At 71.9% G+C, this 15,376-nt stretch carries 13 protein-coding genes, 1 tRNA gene and 1 pseudogene; 11 read left to right on the top strand and 4 right to left on the bottom strand.

The features are described 5' to 3' along the window. The first annotated feature begins 23 nt into the window (after positions 1-23). Positions 24-97: transfer RNA gene (locus ACE4Q9_RS19535), tRNA-Ala, on the top strand. Positions 98-223: 126 nt separating this feature from the next. Here ACE4Q9_RS19535 and ACE4Q9_RS19540 read toward each other — a convergent pair. After that, positions 224-700 carry a GNAT family N-acetyltransferase gene (locus ACE4Q9_RS19540; RefSeq protein ID WP_397985511.1) on the bottom strand — a complete coding sequence of 159 codons (477 nt, stop codon included), beginning with the start codon at positions 698-700 and terminating at the stop codon, positions 224-226. 85 nt (positions 701-785) lie between these two features. On the opposite strand from ACE4Q9_RS19540, the gene ACE4Q9_RS19545 reads away from it, so the two are divergent. Further along, on the top strand, positions 786-1,580 hold the full coding sequence (locus ACE4Q9_RS19545; protein ID WP_397987267.1) for an exodeoxyribonuclease III: 795 nt from the start codon (positions 786-788) through the stop codon (positions 1,578-1,580). A gap of 34 nt (positions 1,581-1,614) precedes the next feature. On the opposite strand, the gene ACE4Q9_RS19550 is transcribed toward ACE4Q9_RS19545, so the two are convergent. After that, a complete protein-coding gene (locus ACE4Q9_RS19550) occupies positions 1,615-2,292 on the bottom strand; it encodes a MerR family transcriptional regulator (protein WP_397985512.1) in 678 nt (225 codons plus the stop codon). A gap of 146 nt (positions 2,293-2,438) precedes the next feature. Here ACE4Q9_RS19550 and ACE4Q9_RS19555 point away from each other — a divergent pair, with 146 nt between their 5' ends. The 4 genes from ACE4Q9_RS19555 to ACE4Q9_RS19570 all read left to right on the top strand — a co-directional run bounded on the left by ACE4Q9_RS19555 (position 2,439) and on the right by ACE4Q9_RS19570 (position 6,087). Continuing rightward, complete coding sequence (locus tag ACE4Q9_RS19555; RefSeq protein ID WP_397985513.1) at positions 2,439-3,980, top strand: flavin-containing monooxygenase; 1,542 nt, start codon at positions 2,439-2,441, stop codon at positions 3,978-3,980. Further along, entirely contained in the window at positions 3,977-4,927 is a 951-nt protein-coding gene (locus ACE4Q9_RS19560; protein WP_397985514.1) for an alpha/beta fold hydrolase, read from the top strand. Before ACE4Q9_RS19555 ends, ACE4Q9_RS19560 begins: the two co-directional genes overlap by 4 nt. Then, positions 4,924-5,808: an SDR family oxidoreductase gene (locus ACE4Q9_RS19565; RefSeq protein WP_397985515.1), complete on the top strand. Its 885-nt coding sequence runs from the start codon at positions 4,924-4,926 to the stop codon at positions 5,806-5,808. The genes ACE4Q9_RS19560 and ACE4Q9_RS19565 overlap by 4 nt, the downstream gene beginning before the upstream one ends. A 93-nt stretch (positions 5,809-5,901) precedes the next feature. Beyond that, on the top strand, positions 5,902-6,087 hold the full coding sequence (locus ACE4Q9_RS19570; RefSeq protein ID WP_397985516.1) for a hypothetical protein: 186 nt from the start codon (positions 5,902-5,904) through the stop codon (positions 6,085-6,087). A 94-nt stretch (positions 6,088-6,181) separates the two neighbouring features. On the opposite strand, the gene ACE4Q9_RS19575 is transcribed toward ACE4Q9_RS19570, so the two are convergent. Next, positions 6,182-9,469: a S41 family peptidase gene (locus ACE4Q9_RS19575; protein ID WP_397985517.1), complete on the bottom strand. Its 3,288-nt coding sequence runs from the start codon at positions 9,467-9,469 to the stop codon at positions 6,182-6,184. A 203-nt stretch (positions 9,470-9,672) separates the two neighbouring features. Here ACE4Q9_RS19575 and ACE4Q9_RS19580 point away from each other — a divergent pair, with 203 nt between their 5' ends. From ACE4Q9_RS19580 to ACE4Q9_RS19595, 4 genes and pseudogenes are all read left to right on the top strand, one after another. After that, positions 9,673-10,266 carry a TetR/AcrR family transcriptional regulator gene (locus tag ACE4Q9_RS19580; RefSeq protein WP_397985518.1) on the top strand — a complete coding sequence of 198 codons (594 nt, stop codon included), beginning with the start codon at positions 9,673-9,675 and terminating at the stop codon, positions 10,264-10,266. Positions 10,267-10,378: 112 nt separating this feature from the next. Next, the gene (locus ACE4Q9_RS19585) at positions 10,379-12,592 is read left to right on the top strand and encodes an MMPL family transporter (protein WP_397985519.1); all 2,214 of its coding nucleotides are present in this window, start codon (positions 10,379-10,381) and stop codon (positions 12,590-12,592) included. 148 nt (positions 12,593-12,740) lie between these two features. Next, positions 12,741-13,584 (top strand): annotated as a pseudogene (locus tag ACE4Q9_RS19590) (helix-turn-helix domain-containing protein). Next, positions 13,581-13,772, top strand: coding sequence for a DUF397 domain-containing protein (locus tag ACE4Q9_RS19595; protein WP_397985520.1), 192 nt, complete (start codon positions 13,581-13,583; stop codon positions 13,770-13,772). The pseudogene ACE4Q9_RS19590 and the gene ACE4Q9_RS19595 overlap by 4 nt, the downstream one beginning before the upstream one ends. Positions 13,773-13,889: 117 nt before the next feature. Here the strand turns inward: ACE4Q9_RS19595 and ACE4Q9_RS19600 are convergent, their stop codons facing one another. Beyond that, the gene (locus tag ACE4Q9_RS19600) at positions 13,890-14,357 is read right to left on the bottom strand and encodes a hypothetical protein (protein ID WP_397985521.1); all 468 of its coding nucleotides are present in this window, start codon (positions 14,355-14,357) and stop codon (positions 13,890-13,892) included. Between the two features lie 76 nt (positions 14,358-14,433). Between ACE4Q9_RS19600 and ACE4Q9_RS19605 the strand changes: the two genes are divergently transcribed. After that, the gene (locus tag ACE4Q9_RS19605; RefSeq protein WP_397985522.1) at positions 14,434-15,321 is read left to right on the top strand and encodes an NAD(P)-dependent oxidoreductase; all 888 of its coding nucleotides are present in this window, start codon (positions 14,434-14,436) and stop codon (positions 15,319-15,321) included. Positions 15,322-15,376: the final 55 nt, after the last annotated feature.

Below are 15,376 nucleotides of genomic sequence, written 5' to 3' on the forward strand. Positions count from 1 at the left end.
TGCTAGAGTTTCACTCGTTGCAAGGGCCTGTGGCGCAGTCCGGTAGCGCACCTCGTTCGCATCGAGGGGGCCAGGGGTTCAAATCCCCTCAGGTCCACGCAGCTCAAAGCCCCGGTCGGGAAACCGACCGGGGCTTTGACATGTGCGCCCGTGCCCGGTGGCCGTGGCGGGGGCCTTCGCGTCCGTCGCTCCGGCCCCCCCCGTGGCCATGGCCCCGGCCCGGTCACAGGTCCTTCGCGAAGCAGCGGCTCTCCTCGTGGAAGCGGTAGAAACCGAACTTGGGGCAGAGCGTGTAGCCGCTGGAGGTGTACAGGGCGATGGCCTCCGGCTGCTTGGTGCCCGTCTCCAGGACCATCCGCCGCCGCCCGGCCGCGCGGGCGTCCTCCTCCAGGGCGGCCAGCATCCGGCGGGCCAGGCCCCGGCCGCGCATCTCCTCGATCACGTACATGCGCTTCAGCTCGGCGTCGCCGTCCGAGTAGCCCTCCTCGTTGTGCTCCTGGCTGCGCCAGCCGCCGGTGGCCACCGGGCGGTCGGACTCGTCGTACGCGATCAGGTAGACGCCCCGAGGCGGGAGGAAGTCCTCGGGGGTGAGGAAGGTTTCGTCGCCGTCGTCGCCGTAACGGAGGGCGTATTCGGCCTGCACCGCGTCGTTGAGCTTGACGGCGTCGGGGTGGTCGAAACGTATGCGGCGAATGTTCATCTGGGCATCGCGCTTCCATGCGGGAGGGACCCCTCGCTGGTGAGGGCTCCGTCCAGTGTGCCGGTATCGTGCTCCGGTGCTGACTGTGACCTCGGTGAACGTGAACGGGCTGCGGGCTGCCGCCAAGAAGGGCTTCGTGCCGTGGCTGGCCGCCACGGAGGCGGACGTCGTGTGCCTCCAGGAGGTGCGCGCCGAGCCGCACCAGTTGCCCGAGGAGGTGCGCGAGCCCGCAGGCTGGCATGTCGTGCACGCCCCGGCGGCCGCCAAGGGGCGCGCGGGCGTCTCCCTGTACACCCGGCGCGAACCCGACCGGGTCCGGATCGGCTTCGGGTCCGCGGAGTTCGACGGCAGCGGGCGCTACGTCGAGGCCGACCTGCCCGGTGTGACCGTCGCCTCCCTCTACCTCCCCTCCGGCGAGGTCGGCACCGAGCGGCAGGACGAGAAGGTCCGGTTCATGGCGGAGTTCCTCGACCACCTCGGGGCGCTGCGCGAACGCGCCGCCGCCGAGGGACGCGAGGTGGTCGTCTGCGGCGACTGGAACATCGCCCACCGCGAGGCCGACCTCAAGAACTGGCGCGGCAACACCAGGAACTCCGGCTTCCTGCCCGAGGAGCGCGCCTGGCTCGACCGGGTGCTCGCCGCCGAGGAGGGCGGCTACGTCGACGTCGTACGGGCCCTGCACCCGGACGTCGACGGCCCCTACACGTGGTGGTCGTACCGGGGGCGGGCGTTCGACAACGACTCGGGATGGCGCATCGACTACCAGATGGCCACGCCGGGCCTCGCCGCGCGGGCGCTCAAGGCGCGCGTGGAGCGGGCGGCTTCGCACGCCGAGCGCTGGTCCGACCACGCGCCGGTGACCGTGGTCTACGGCGCCTGAGGTCCCTCTTCCGGACCGGGTCCGGGCAGGCCGGTCAGTTCCCCTTGTTCAGCTGCCGGTCCATGGCCAGGGACAGTTCCGCCTCCACCACGCTGCGGGCGAGGGGGCGCAGGCGGTGGAGGTCCTCTTCCGGGGCGTGGCGCAGGATCAGGTCGGAGAAGAGGGTGGCCAGGGCCTCGGCGTGCTCGCGGACACGGGCGCCGGCCGTGAGGACCTCGGCGAGCGGGATGCCCTCGCGGACCAGGGCGGAGGAGACGTCCAGCAGGCGCCGGCTGATGTGCACGATCGTGTCGCCGTCGGTGCCCAGGTAGCCCAGCTCCATGGCGGCGGCCAGGTTCTCCGGGGTGACCTCGCCCTCGAAGCGGGCGGCCAGTTCCTCCGGGGTGAGGCGGATCGGCTCCTCCTCGGTGGGGGCGCCGACGCCGAGCAGGTCGGCGACGTCCCGGCCCTGGTCCAGGGCCTCGGCCAGCTCCGCGATGCCGGTCAGCGTGTGGCCGCGCTCCAGTAGGGCGCCGATCGTGCGCAGCCGGGCCAGGTGGTGGTCGTCGTACCAGGCGATACGGCCCTCGCGGCGGGGCGGCGGCAGCAGTTTGCGTTCGCGGTAGAAGCGCAGGGTGCGCACGGTGATGCCGGCCAGGCGGGCCAGCTCCTGTGTGCGGTACTCGCGCGGGCCCCCACGGGGCGCCTCCGGGTGTCCGGTGTCTGCTGCCACGCCCGAAGCCTATGGTGTACCGCCGGTAACTTTCCTTCCCGCGCCCCCTACCGCTCGGTACGGAGCTGCTCTACAGTCCCATCGTGCCAGTGTTCACTGGCAGCATTGACGGACGGCATTTCAAGGCGACGCGTGGAGGCTCCGGGATGGCCGAGCACGAGCATGTGAGGGTGGCGGTGATCGGGTCCGGCTTCGGCGGGCTCGGCGCCGCCGTGCGGCTGCGCCGCGAGGGGATCACCGACTTCGTCGTCCTGGAGCGCGCCGAGGACGTCGGCGGCACCTGGCGGGACAACAGCTACCCCGGCTGCGCCTGCGACGTGCCCTCGCACCTGTACTCCTTCTCCTTCGCGCCCAACCCCGAGTGGCCGCGCACCTTCTCCGGGCAGCGGCACATCCGCGCCTACCTGGAGCACGTCACCGACGTCTTCGGACTGCGCCCGCAGATCCGCTTCGGCGCCGAGGTCAAGCTGCTCGGCTGGGACCGCGACAGCCTGCGCTGGCACATCGAGACCACGCGCGGACCGCTGACCGCCGATGTCGTCGTCTCCGCCACCGGACCGCTGTCCGACCCCAAGGTGCCCGACATCCCGGGCCTGGACTCCTTCCCCGGCAAGGTGTTCCACTCCGCCCGCTGGGACCACGACTACGACCTGCGCGGCAAGCGCGTGGCCATGGTCGGCACCGGCGCCTCCGCCATCCAGATCGTGCCCGCCATCCAGTCGCGGGTCGGCCGGCTCACCCTCTTCCAGCGCACCCCGCCCTGGGTGATGCCCCGTGTGGACCGCGCGATCAGCCCCGCCGAGCGCTGGCTGCACCGCTCCCTGCCGCTCACCACCCAGCTGCGGCGCGGGCTGCTGTGGGGCATCCGGGAGCTGCAGGTGCAGGCGTTCACCAAGCGGCCCGACGAACTCGGCCTGGTCGAGCAGCTCGCCAGGCGCAACATGGCCCGCGCGGTCAAGGACCCGGCCCTGCGCGCCAAGCTCACCCCCGACTACCGCATCGGCTGCAAGCGCATCCTGCTGTCCAACACCTACTACCCGGCGCTGACCAGGCCCAACGTGGACGTCGTCGCCAGCGGGCTCAGCGAGGTGCGGGGCTCGACCCTGGCGGCCGCCGACGGCACCGAGGCCGAGGTCGACGCGATCGTCTTCGGCACGGGCTTCCACGTCACGGACATGCCGATCGCCGAGCGCGTGGTCGGCGCGCAGGGCATCACCCTCGCCGAGGCGTGGAAGGACGGCATGCAGGCGCTGCGCGGCGCCACCGCCGCCGGGTTCCCGAACTTCATGACGGTCATCGGGCCCAACACCGGCCTCGGCAACTCCTCCATGATCCTCATGATCGAGTCCCAGCTGAACTACATGGCCGACTACCTGCGCCAGCTCGACATCCTCGGCGGCCGCACCGCGCTCGACGCCCGCCCCGGCGCCGTCGCGGCCTGGAACCACAAGGTCCAGGAGCGCATGCAGCGGACCGTGTGGAACACCGGCGGCTGCACCAGCTGGTACCTCGACGCAGGCGGGCGCAACACCACCGTGTGGCCGGGCACGACCACCGAGTTCCGGCGCGCGACCCGGCGGGTGGACCTGGGGGAGTACGAGGTGATCCGGGCGGCCGGAGGAGCGCTGGAGCCCGCCGAGGCCCGCGAGAGCGCGCAGGCTTCGCAGACCGACGAGGTCGCCGTATGAGCCGTCCCCGCGCCCCCCACATGACGTCCGGCGCCTACGCCCCGCCGGTCCCCGGCCGCGTACTCACCGTCCCCTCCACCGACGACGCCCGGCTGCACGTCGAGGTGCACGGGCCCGAGGACGCGCCCGCCGTCGTCCTCTCCCACGGCTGGACCTGCTCGACCGCCTTCTGGGCCGCGCAGATCCGGGACCTGGCCGGGGACCACCGGGTGATCGTCTACGACCAGCGGGGGCACGGGCGCAGCCCCGCGAGCCCCGTCTGCACCACCCGCGCGCTCGCGGACGACCTGGAGGCGGTGCTCGCCGCGACCCTCGCCGACGGCGAACAGGTCCTGGTCGCCGGGCACTCCATGGGCGGCATGGCGGTCATGGCGGCGGCCGGACGGCCCCGGTTCCGCGCCCACGCGGCCGCCGTCCTGCTGGCCAGCACCGGCAGTTCGCGGCTGGTGGCCGAGGCACGGGTGCTGCCGCTGCGCGAGGGACCGCTGCGCACCCGGCTCAGCGCGGGCGTCCTCGGCTCGCGCGCCCCGCTCGGACCGGTCACACCGCTCGCCAAGCGCATCCTCAAGTACGGCACGATGGGCGCCCGTTCGACACCGGAGATGGTGGAGGCGTGCGCGAGGATCGTGCACGACTGCCCGACCGGCGCCCGGCACGCCTGGTCCCGTGTGCTCGCGACGCTCGATCTGGTCAGCGGCGTACGGGGGCTCGACATGCCCACCGCGGTCCTGCACGGCACGGCCGACCGTCTCGTGCCCCCGGTGCACGCCCACGCCCTGGTCGCCGAACTCCCGCGGTGCGCCGGGCTCACCGAGCTGCCCGGCGCCGGCCACATGACCCCGGTCGAGGAGCCCGAGAGGGTCACGGGCCGCATCCGGGACCTCGTCAGCACGTACGTCACGGGGGCCGGTGAACCCGCGCCCCAGCGGATCAAGGAGGGCGCATGAGCAGGGTCGGGCTCGAAGGACAGGTCGCGGTCGTCACCGGAGCGGCGCGCGGCGTCGGCGAGTTGCTCGCCCGCAAGCTCTCCGCGCGCGGCGCGAAGGTGGCGCTGGTCGGCCTGGAGGAGGAGGCCCTGAAGGAGGTCTCCGGGCGGCTGCACAGCGAGAGCGGCCACTGGTACGCCGACGTCACCGACCACGAGGCGATGAGCCGGGTGGCGCGGGAGGTGAAGGCGCGGTTCGGGAAGGTGGACATCGTGGTCGCCAACGCCGGTGTGGCGACGGGCGGTCCGTTCATCGACTCCGATCCGGACGCCTGGCGGCGGGTGATCGAGGTCAACCTCATCGGCTCGGCGGTGACCGCCCGCGCGTTCCTGCCGGTGCTGGTGGAGAGCCGGGGCTATCTGCTCCAGATCGCCTCCCTGGCGGCGATCACCCCGGCGCCGATGATGACCGCGTACTGCGCCTCCAAGTCCGGTGTGGAGGCGTACGCGCACAGCCTGCGGGCCGAGGTCGGCTACCAGGGGGTGCGGGTCGGCGTCGGGTACCTGTCGTGGACCGACACCGACATGGTGCGCGGGGCCGATCAGGACGACGTCATGCGGGAGTTGCGGCAGCGGCTGCCGTGGCCGTCGAACAAGACGTATCCGCTGGGGCCGGCGGTGGACCGGATCGTCGCGGGGATCGAGCGGCGCTCCTCGCATGTGTACGCGCAGTGGTGGCTGCGGGGCATGCAGAGCGTGCGCGGGTATCTGCCGGGGCTCATCGGGTCGGTGGGGCAGCGGGAGATGAAGCGGTTCGGGCCGCGGCTGGAAGGGATGCGGTCCGGGCTGGTCGGCGCGGGCGGCGCGGCGGACGAGGCGGCGCGGGTCACCCACCGTAACTGATCCACATGCGCAGGGTGGTGGGTCGTGTGAATCTGGTCCTGGCCCCGCCGAGGGGCCGATCCCCGCTCCCACTCATCACAGGAGTGAACCCACATGGGTATGAAGGACCAGCAGCGCCAGGGCCAGAACCAGGGCCGCCCGATGGGCAAGGACAAGCCGGGCCAGGCGCGTGAGCGTGCCGGCCAGCGCGGTCAGCAGGGCCAGCAGCCCGACCGGGGTCGTCAGAACATCGACGACACGGAGATGCAGGACCGGATGGACCACGACTACGACGCGTAGCCGCGGCGCTCGGCTTCGGCCGGGTATGCGGGGTGCCCTTCGCTTCGGAGGGCGCCCCGCGTTTGTTCTGGGGTGGTTCGTCGCCGTTCACGACTTACGACGCCGGTCTCGGTGGCAGTTTCGGGCGGGAGCGGTCGGGGGTGTCGGAGTAGTCCGGGGGGACGGCGGCGGGGTGGGAATCGAGGAGTTTCAGGGCCAGTTGGATCGCGTCGTCCATCTGGGCGTGGCGGCCCTCGGCCCAGTCCAGGGGGGTGCGCAGGATCTCCAGGTCCGGGGCGACGCCGTGGTTCTCGACGGCCCAGCCGTAGGCGTCGAACCAGGCGGCGTTCATGGGCACGGTGATGACGGTGCCGTCGCCGAGGCGGTGCCGGCCGGTCATGCCGACGACTCCGCCCCAGGTGCGCTGCCCCACCACCGGCCCCAGCCTGAGGAGTTTGAACGCGGCCGTGATCATGTCGCCGTCGGAGGAGGTCGCCTCGTCGGCCAGCGCCACCACCGGGCCGCGGGGCGCGTTCGAGGTGTACGACACCGGCTGGGCGTTGCGCGTCAGGTCCCAGCCCAGGATCGTGCGGGTCAGTTTCTCGATGACCAGCTCGCTGATGTGGCCGCCCGCGTTGCCGCGCACGTCCACGATGAGCGCGGGCCGCGACACCTCCATGCGCAGATCCCGGTTGAACTGCGCCCAGCCGGAGCCGCCCATGTCGGGGATGTGCAGGTATCCGCACCGGCCGCCGCTCAACTCCCGCACCACGTCCCGGCGTTTGGCCACCCAGTCCTGGTAGCGCAGTGGCCGGTCGTCGATCAGCGGGACCACGGCGACCCGGCGGGGCCCGCCGGTGCCCTCGGCGGGGGCGAAGGTCAGCTCCACCGTCGTACCGCCCGAGCCGGCGAGCAGCGGGTAGGGGCCCGTGACGGGGTCGACCGGGCGGCCGTCGACATGGGTGAGGACGGCGCCCTCGCGGATGCCCGTGCCGGCCAGCGGTGAGCGGGCCTTGGAGTCCGAGGAGTCGCCGGGCAGGATCCGCCGGACCGTCCAGCCGGCCTCCCGGCGCACCAGGTTGGCGCCGAGCAGGCCCTGCCAGCGCTGGTAGTGCGGCGGGCCCTCGTTGCGGCGGGCGGCGGTGACGTAGGCGTGCGAGGTGCCGAGTTCGCCGAGGACCTCGCGCAGCAGATCCGCGAACTCGTCCGGGGAGGCGACCCGTTCGACCAGCGGGCGGTACTGGTCGAGCACCGCGTCCCAGTCGATGCCGCTCATGCCCGGATCCCAGAAGTAGGCGCGGATGAGCCGGCCCGCCTCGTCGTACGACTGGCGCCACTCGGCGGGCGGGTCCACCTCATGCAGGATGCGGCGCAGGTCGATCCAGACGGTGCTGTCGGTGTCGCCCATCTCGGTGGCGGGCACCGCGCGCAGCTCGCCCTCGTCCACCACGACGAGCCGGGTGCCGTCGCCGCTCACCGCGAACCAGTCCAGGTGGCCGACGAGTTCGGACTTCTTCCCCTTGGCGATGTTGAAGTACTCCAGGGTGGGACGGCCGCTGGTGTCGGCCGGGTTGACGAAGGTCTCGCCGAGCGCGCCGGAGATCGGCCAGCGCAGCCAGACCAGGCCGCCGCCCGCGACCGGGTACAGCGAGGAGTACTTGGAGGCGATCACCGGGAACGGGGTGACCCGGCTGGCCAGGCCCTCCACCTCGACCGTCACCGCGCCCGCCTCGCCGCTCTCCTCGTCCTCCAGCGGGTCGAGCCCGCCGGCCGCCGGGCGCCCCTCGGGGTTCAGGGCGAACGGCGAGGGGGTCGCCGAGGACAGCGGCACCAGGTACGGGCGGCTGCCGAGCGGGAAGGACAGGTCGCCGGTGTGCACGTCGTACACCGGGTCGAAGCCGCGCCAGGACAGGAAGGCGAGGTAGCGGCCGTCGCGGGTGAAGACGGGGGTCTCGTCCTCGAAGCGGCCGTCGGTGACGTCCACGATCAGCCGGTCCTTGATCCGGGCCAGCTTGATCTGGCGCAGGGAGCGGCCGATGCCGGGGTGGGACCAGGTGAGCCAACTGCCGTCGGGGGAGAAGGCGAGGTCGCGCACGGGCCCGTTGACGGAGCGGATCAGCTCGGTGACCGCGCCCTCCTCGGCCTCGGCGCCGACCCCGGTGCCGGGCGCGTCCGGGACCCCGGCGCCGGGCTCCTCGGGCACGTCGATCAGGAGCAGGCGGCCGTCGTGGGAGGCGACCGCCAGGCGCTCGCCGTCCGGGTCCGCGACCATCTCCAGGACCCGGCCGAGGGCGCCACGGGCGAGCCGGCGGGGCGGGCGGTCCCCGGTGGCGCGGGGCAGCTGGGCGATCTCCACCGCGTCCTCGCCCCCGGCGTCGGTCACATAGGCGACCTGCCCCATCGAGCCCAGCATCTCCGGCAGCCGGACCCGGACGCCGGGGGTGTCCGCGATGGTGCGGGCGGGGCCGTCGCGGTGGGTGAGCCAGTACAGGCTGCCGCGCACCACGACCGCGCTGGCCCGGCCGGTCTCGTCCACGGAGATGCCGTCCACGTTCTGTGCGGCCGGTACCTGGTAGCGGCGCCGGCCCGCGGCGGGCCCGGCGAGGCGGACGTCCAGCTTGCGGGGGGTGCCGTGCGCGGAGAAGTCGTCCACCATCCACAGGTCGCCCGCGCACTGGTAGACCACCCGGTCGCCGTCGCTGGAGGCGTGCCGGGCGTAGAAGGCGTCGTGGTCGGTGTGGCGGCGCAGGTCGGTGCCGTCGTAGGCGCAGGAGTAGAGGTTGCCGACGCCCTCATGGTCGGAGAGGAAGGCGATCCGCCCGGCCACGTACACGGGGCTGGCCAGATGGCCGCCGAGGTCGGGCAGCAGGTGCTCGCCGTGCAGCCACAGGCGGCCCATGGCGCCGCCCCGGTAGCGCTTCCAGGAGGCGGGTTCGTGTGGCGGGGTGCCGGTGAGCAGCAGCGTCTTGCGCTCGCCCCCGAGGTCGGCGACCTGGATCTCGGTCACCGGGCCCCAGGGCAGCCGGCCGCCCGGATCGCCGTCGGGGGTCACCTTGTAGGCCCAGGTGAAGTAGGAGAACGGCTGCTGGTGCGAGGCCACCGCCAGGATGTCGCCGTCCGGGGACCAGCCGCACACCTGGGTGTCGGTGCTGCCCCAGTACGTCAGCTGCCGCGCGGGGCCGCCGGAGACGTCCACGAGATGGATCTCGGGGACCAGGCTGCGCCAGTTCGTGTACGCGATCCGGGTGCCGTCGGGGGAGAAGCGGGGGTGCCCGGTCTTGGTGCGGTCCGCCGTGAGCCGCCAGGCGCGGCCGGGGGCGTCGAGGGGGGCCAGCCACAGGTCGTCCTCGGCCACGAAGCACAGCAGGTCGCCGCTGAGGTGGGGGAAGCGCAGATAGCTCACCCTCCCCATGCTTTTCCGCCCGCTGGGGGCGGGCAACTTATATGCCCTTCTCCCGTCCTACGCGTCCGTGTTTTATGCGCTCCTCACGTCCGTGACGGACCCCACGTACGAAACGGTTTCGTTTCGCTCCGGGTGGGGGTATCTTCAGTGACGTACGAAGATGGACGTACGCAAGGAAGTTCCGGAGCGGAAGGGTGAGCGACATGACCGAGGCCGTCGCGGCTGCACGTCGCAGTCGGATCACCCCCGAGCGCGAGGCCGAGCTGTACGAGGCCGTGCTCGACCTGCTCCGGGAGGTCGGCTACGACGCCCTGACCATGGACGCCGTCGCCGCCCGGACCCGGTCCAGCAAGGCCACGCTCTACCGCCAGTGGGGCGGCAAGGCCGAGCTGGTGGTCAGGGCACTGCGGCACAACAAGCGCGGCCACATCGCGGACATCGACACCGGTTCGCTCCGCGGCGACCTGCACGCCCTCGTGGCGCTGGAGGACGACTGCACCATGGAGCAGAACTCCGCCCTGATGCGGGGGATCGCCATGGCGATGCACCACAACGAGGATCTGCGCGAGGCGTTCCGGGCGCAGATCGTCGAGGCGGAGATCGTCAACGGCCGGCAGATGCTCCAGCGGGCCATCGACCGGGGTGAGGTCCGCCCGGACTGCCCGGCGATCGACTTCATGGTGCACATGATGGTCGGCGGTTTCGCCACCAGGACGCTCCTGGAGGACCAGCCGCCCACCCAGGAATTCCTCACCTCGTACATCGACGCCGTGGTCCTCCCCGCCCTCGGCGTCTGACCCTCTCGCACGACCTCCCCATCAAGCCCACCATCTGACGTCACCGCTCACGTCGTCGGGCTGATCACCCCTGCCCTGATGAACCCCACGACCTGACCGGGAGTACGCCTCCGTGGCCACATTCCTGTACCGCATCGGCCGGCTCGCCTTCCGGCGACGGCACTTCGTCGCCCTGATATGGGTGGCGCTGCTCACCCTCGCCGGGGTGGGCGCCGCCTCCGCGCCACCCGCCGGCAACTCCTCCTTCTCGATCCCCGGCACCGAGGCCCAGAAGGCGTTCGACCTGCTGGAGCAGCGCTTCCCCGGCATGAGCGCCGACGGCGCCACCGCACGGGTCGTCTTCAAGGCGCCGGCCGGCGAGAAGATGACCGACAAGGCCAACAAGGCCACCGTCGACAAGACCGTGCGCGAGCTGGGCCACGGCTCCGAGGTCGCCTCCGTCGCCGACCCCTACACCGGGCACGCGGTCAGCCGGGACGGTTCCATCGCCTACGCCTCGGTGAAGTACAAGGTCTCCGGCATGGAGCTGAAGGACTCCTCGCGCGACGCGCTGAAGGAGGCCGCGCAGCAGGCACGGGACGCCGGGCTGACCGTCGAGGTCGGCGGCGACGCGCTCACCGCCATGCCCGAGGAGGGCGCCGGTGAACTGATCGGCATCGGCATCGCCGCCGTCGTCCTCGTCATCACCTTCGGCTCCCTGCTCGCGGCCGGGCTGCCGCTGCTGACCGCGCTCATCGGCGTGGGCATCGGCGTCTCCTCCATCACCGCGCTCGCCACTGCCCTCGACCTGGGCTCCACCACCTCCACCCTGGCGATGATGATCGGCCTCGCGGTCGGCATCGACTACGCCCTGTTCATCGTCTCCCGCTACCGCGCCGAACTCGCCGAGGGCCGCGAGCGTGAGGAGGCGGCGGGCCGCGCCGTCGGCACGGCGGGGTCCGCGGTGGTCTTCGCGGGCCTGACCGTCGTCATCGCGCTGGTCGGCCTCTCCGTCGTCAACATCCCGATGCTGACCAAGATGGGCATCGCGGCGGCGGGCACGGTCGCCATCGCCGTACTGATCGCGCTCACGATGATCCCCGCGCTGCTCGGCTACGCCGGCCGCAAGGTCAAGCCGGCCGGCGAGAAGAGCAAGCTGCTCGGCGGCGGCCGTCCGGCGAAGCAGCCGGGCCGCCCCAACATGGGCACCCGCTGGGCCAGTTTCGTCGTACGGCGCCCCGTCGCGGTCCTGCTGCTCGGTGTGATCGGCCTCGGCGCCGCCGCGGTCCCGGTCTCCTCCCTGGAACTGGGCCTGCCCGACGACGGCTCCCAGCCCACCTCCACCACCCAGCGCCGCGCCTACGACCTGCTGTCCGAGGGCTTCGGCGCCGGCTTCAACGGCCCGCTGATGGTCGTCGTCGACGCCAAGGGCAGCGCCCACCCCACGACGGCCTTCACCGAAATCGGCAAGGAGATCAAGGGCCTCAAGGACGTCGTCGCGGTCACCCCGGCCACGCTCAACAAGGCGGGCGACACGGCGATCATCACGGTCGTCCCGAAGTCCAAGCCGTCCTCCAAGTCCACCGAGGACCTGGTGCACGCGATCCGCGACAAGGGCGCGGACATCACCGCGAAGAAGGACGCCAAGCTGCTGGTGACCGGCTCGACGGCGATGAACATCGACGTCTCCCAGCGCCTGAACGACGCGCTGCTGCCTTACCTCGCCCTGGTCGTGGGCCTGGCCTTCCTGCTCCTGATCGTGGTCTTCCGCTCGGTCCTCGTCCCGCTGAAGGCGGCCCTCGGCTTCCTGCTCAGCGTGCTCGCGGCGCTCGGCGCGGTCGTCGCGGTCTTCCAGTGGGGCTGGCTGTCCGGCCTGATGAACGTCCAGCAGACCGGCCCGGTCATGTCGATGATGCCGATCTTCATGGTGGGCGTGGTGTTCGGACTCGCGATGGACTACGAGGTCTTCCTCGTCACCCGGATGCGCGAGGCGTACGTCCACGGCGAGAAGCCGACCCAGGCCGTGGTGACGGGCTTCAAGCACGGCGCCCGTGTGGTCACCGCCGCCGCCGTCATCATGATCGCCGTCTTCTCCGGCTTCATCGGCTCCAGCGAGTCCATGGTCAAGATGATCGGCTTCGGTCTCGCCATCGCCGTCTTCTTCGACGCGTTCATCGTCCGCATGGCGATCGTCCCGGCCGTCCTCGCCCTGCTGGGCAAGCGCGCCTGGTGGCTCCCGAAGTGGCTGGACCGGGTCCTGCCCAACGTGGACGTCGAGGGCGAGGGCCTGCGCACGCCGTCCGCCGCGCACGGCACGGAGGACGAGCGGGAGCTGGTACGGGTCTGACGTACGGCTTCCGCCGCTGAACGGCCGGTGAGGGTGCCCGTGGGGACGGGGCTGCACCCTCACCGGCTCTCTCTTGTCCGGGGGTTGTCCCGTGCGGTCCTGGCTGCCGTGTGCGTTGTACGGGTATGGCGACGACGGGAGGTGGCACGTGAGCGACGGTGTGGACGAGGCGGGTTGGGACGTCGAGCCCGGTGACGAGATCGAACCGGTGGTGCAGGCGGTGGGACGGCTGCTGAGGGTGTGCCGGGAGGCGGCGGGGCTGCGCCCCGGTGAGCTGGCGGAAGTGCTCGGGTACGGCGAGGACCTGATCCGGAAGATCGAGCGGGGCCAGCGCATTCCGCGCCCGGAGTTCCTGGACAAAGCCGACCATGTCCTGCACGCGAACGGCCATCTCCGGGCTTTCATGGAGGACATGAGACGGGCCCGGTACCCGAAGAAGGTGCGCCGGCTGAAGGGGCTGGAGGACCGGGCCGTGGAGATGCTGCTGTACAGCAACCACAACATCCATGGGCTGTTGCAGACGGAGGAATACGCGCGCACGCTGTTCGAGATGACCCAGCCCGCACTGCCGGACGACGTCATCGAGCGGGAGACCGCAGGACGCGTAGCCCGGCAGTCAGTTTTCGAGAAGGAGCCCGCGCCGACGCTCGGCTTCGTCCAGGAACAGGTGACGTTGGAGCGCCCTTACGGCTCGGAGGCAGTGCTGCGCCGTCAACTCGAACACCTGCTGGAACTCACCGGTTGCGGCACGTCACGCTCCAGGTGATGCCGACCAAGCGCCACGATCACGCCGGCACCCAGGGGCTCATCGAAATACTGAAGTTCGCAGACGGCACGGCGATCGGGCGTTCCGACGGAGCGTTCAACGGCCGCCCGGTCCAAACCCCAGGGACCTACGGATCCTGGAGTTGCGCTATAGCATGATCCGGGCGCAGGCTCTCTCCCCAAGGGAGTCACGGGCCTTCATCGAGCAAGCGCTGGGGAGACTATGAGCACGCCGGAACTCCACTGGTTCAAGAGCAGCTACAGCAGCAGTGGCGAGCCCGGCGACTGCGTCGAGGTGGCCACCACCCCCGCCCTGGTGTACGTCCGGGACTCCAAGACCTCGGGCGCCGCACGGCTGACGGTCACCCCGGCCGCCTGGACGGATTTCCTGAAGTGCGCGGTCGTGACCTCGTGACCTCGTGAGCGAGGGCGACCAACGCGGACCCGGTCGCCCCGCGCTCGTGCTCATGGACGCGCAGGCGGTGCGGGGAGTCACCGGATCCGCTCGCCGTACCGTTCGGTGGGCGGTTGGCTAGGAGCCGGCCTTGTCGATCCGCCAGGCGATCATGGCCGCCGTGCCGGGCTTCCCCTGGATGTCGAGCCTGAGCGTGCCTTCGCCGGTCAAACGCTCGGAGACGACGGAAGCGTCGCAGGGAACCGCCTGCCTCCCGCCCGCGCCGGACGGCGCCACGACGATCTCCGCGGCCCCCTTCCCCGCGCACACCACGGTCAGCTTGTAGGCCACGCCCCGGGCCAGGTCGGACCGCGTGTGGACACCGTCCGAGGCACGCTCGACACCCGCCTCGACCATGGGCCCGTCCTGGGCGACGGCCGAATCCCGCGCAACCTGCGCCTGCTCCGCGAACTTCTTCTCATTCTGCGCGCCGTTGCTCCGGCGGATTGCGGGGGCCGGGGAGACGCCGTCCGAGGTGCAGGCGGTGAGCAGGGGTGCCGACGCCAGGGCACAGCTCAGAAGCCACACGGGTATACGCCGTCGCATCTGTTCTCCGGTTCCTGCGGCGCCTCCCGTGGTACGGGAAGCTGGAGACGACACACTATGACTTCAGGGAGCGTCAATGAGCGACAAGCCGATCGTCAGTGTCCTGGGCACCGGCATCATGGGCGCCGCCATGGCCCGCAATCTGTGTCGGGCGGGGCTGGAGGTGCGGGTCTGGAACCGCACCCGTGACAAGGCCGAGCCGTTGGCCGCCGACGGGGCGCGGATCGCCGGCACGCCTGCCGAGGCCGTCGAGGGCGCCGATGTCGTCCTGACGATGCTCTACGACGGCAACACCGTCCTGGAGGTCATGCGGGAGGCCGCGCCGGCGCTGCGCCGGGGGGCCGCCTGGGCGCAGTCCACCACCGCTGGGTCCGAGCTGATCGGCGTCCTGGCCGGCTTCGCCCGCGAGCACGGACTCCTCTTCTACGACGCCCCCGTCCTCGGCACCAAGGAGCCCGCCGAGGCCGGGCAGCTCACTGTGCTGGCGGCCGGGCCCGAGGAGGGGCGCGCGGCGGTCACGCCGGTGTTCGACGCGGTGGGCGCCAAGACCCTGTGGACCGGCGCGGACGGGGCCGCGGGCAGCGCCAGCCGGCTGAAGCTGGTCGCCAACAGCTGGGTGCTCGCCGTCACCGCGGCCACCGGCGAGACGCTGGCCCTCGCCAAGGGCCTCGGCGTCGACCCGCAGAAGTTCTTCGAGCTGATCGGCGGCGGCCCGCTCGACATGGGCTACCTGCGGGCCAAGTCGCAGCTGCTGCTGGAGGACAGGCTGACCCCGGCGTCGTTCGCGGTGACCACCGCCGAGAAGGACGCCCGGCTGATCGTGGCCGCCGGAAAGGGCAGCGGCGTACGCCTCGACGTCGCCGAGGCCACCGCCGAACGCTTCGCCCGCGCCGCCGCCCGCGGCCACGGCCAGGAGGACATGGCCGCCGCGTACTTCGCCAGCTTCGACGGCGAGGACGGCTGAGCGGGCCCGGTCGCCGAGATGACGTGGGGCGTGGTCGGGAGCACGCTGGAGACAG

The sequence above is a fragment of the Streptomyces sp. AM6-12 genome (genome assembly GCF_044327085.1).
Taxonomy (GTDB): domain Bacteria; phylum Actinomycetota; class Actinomycetes; order Streptomycetales; family Streptomycetaceae; genus Streptomyces.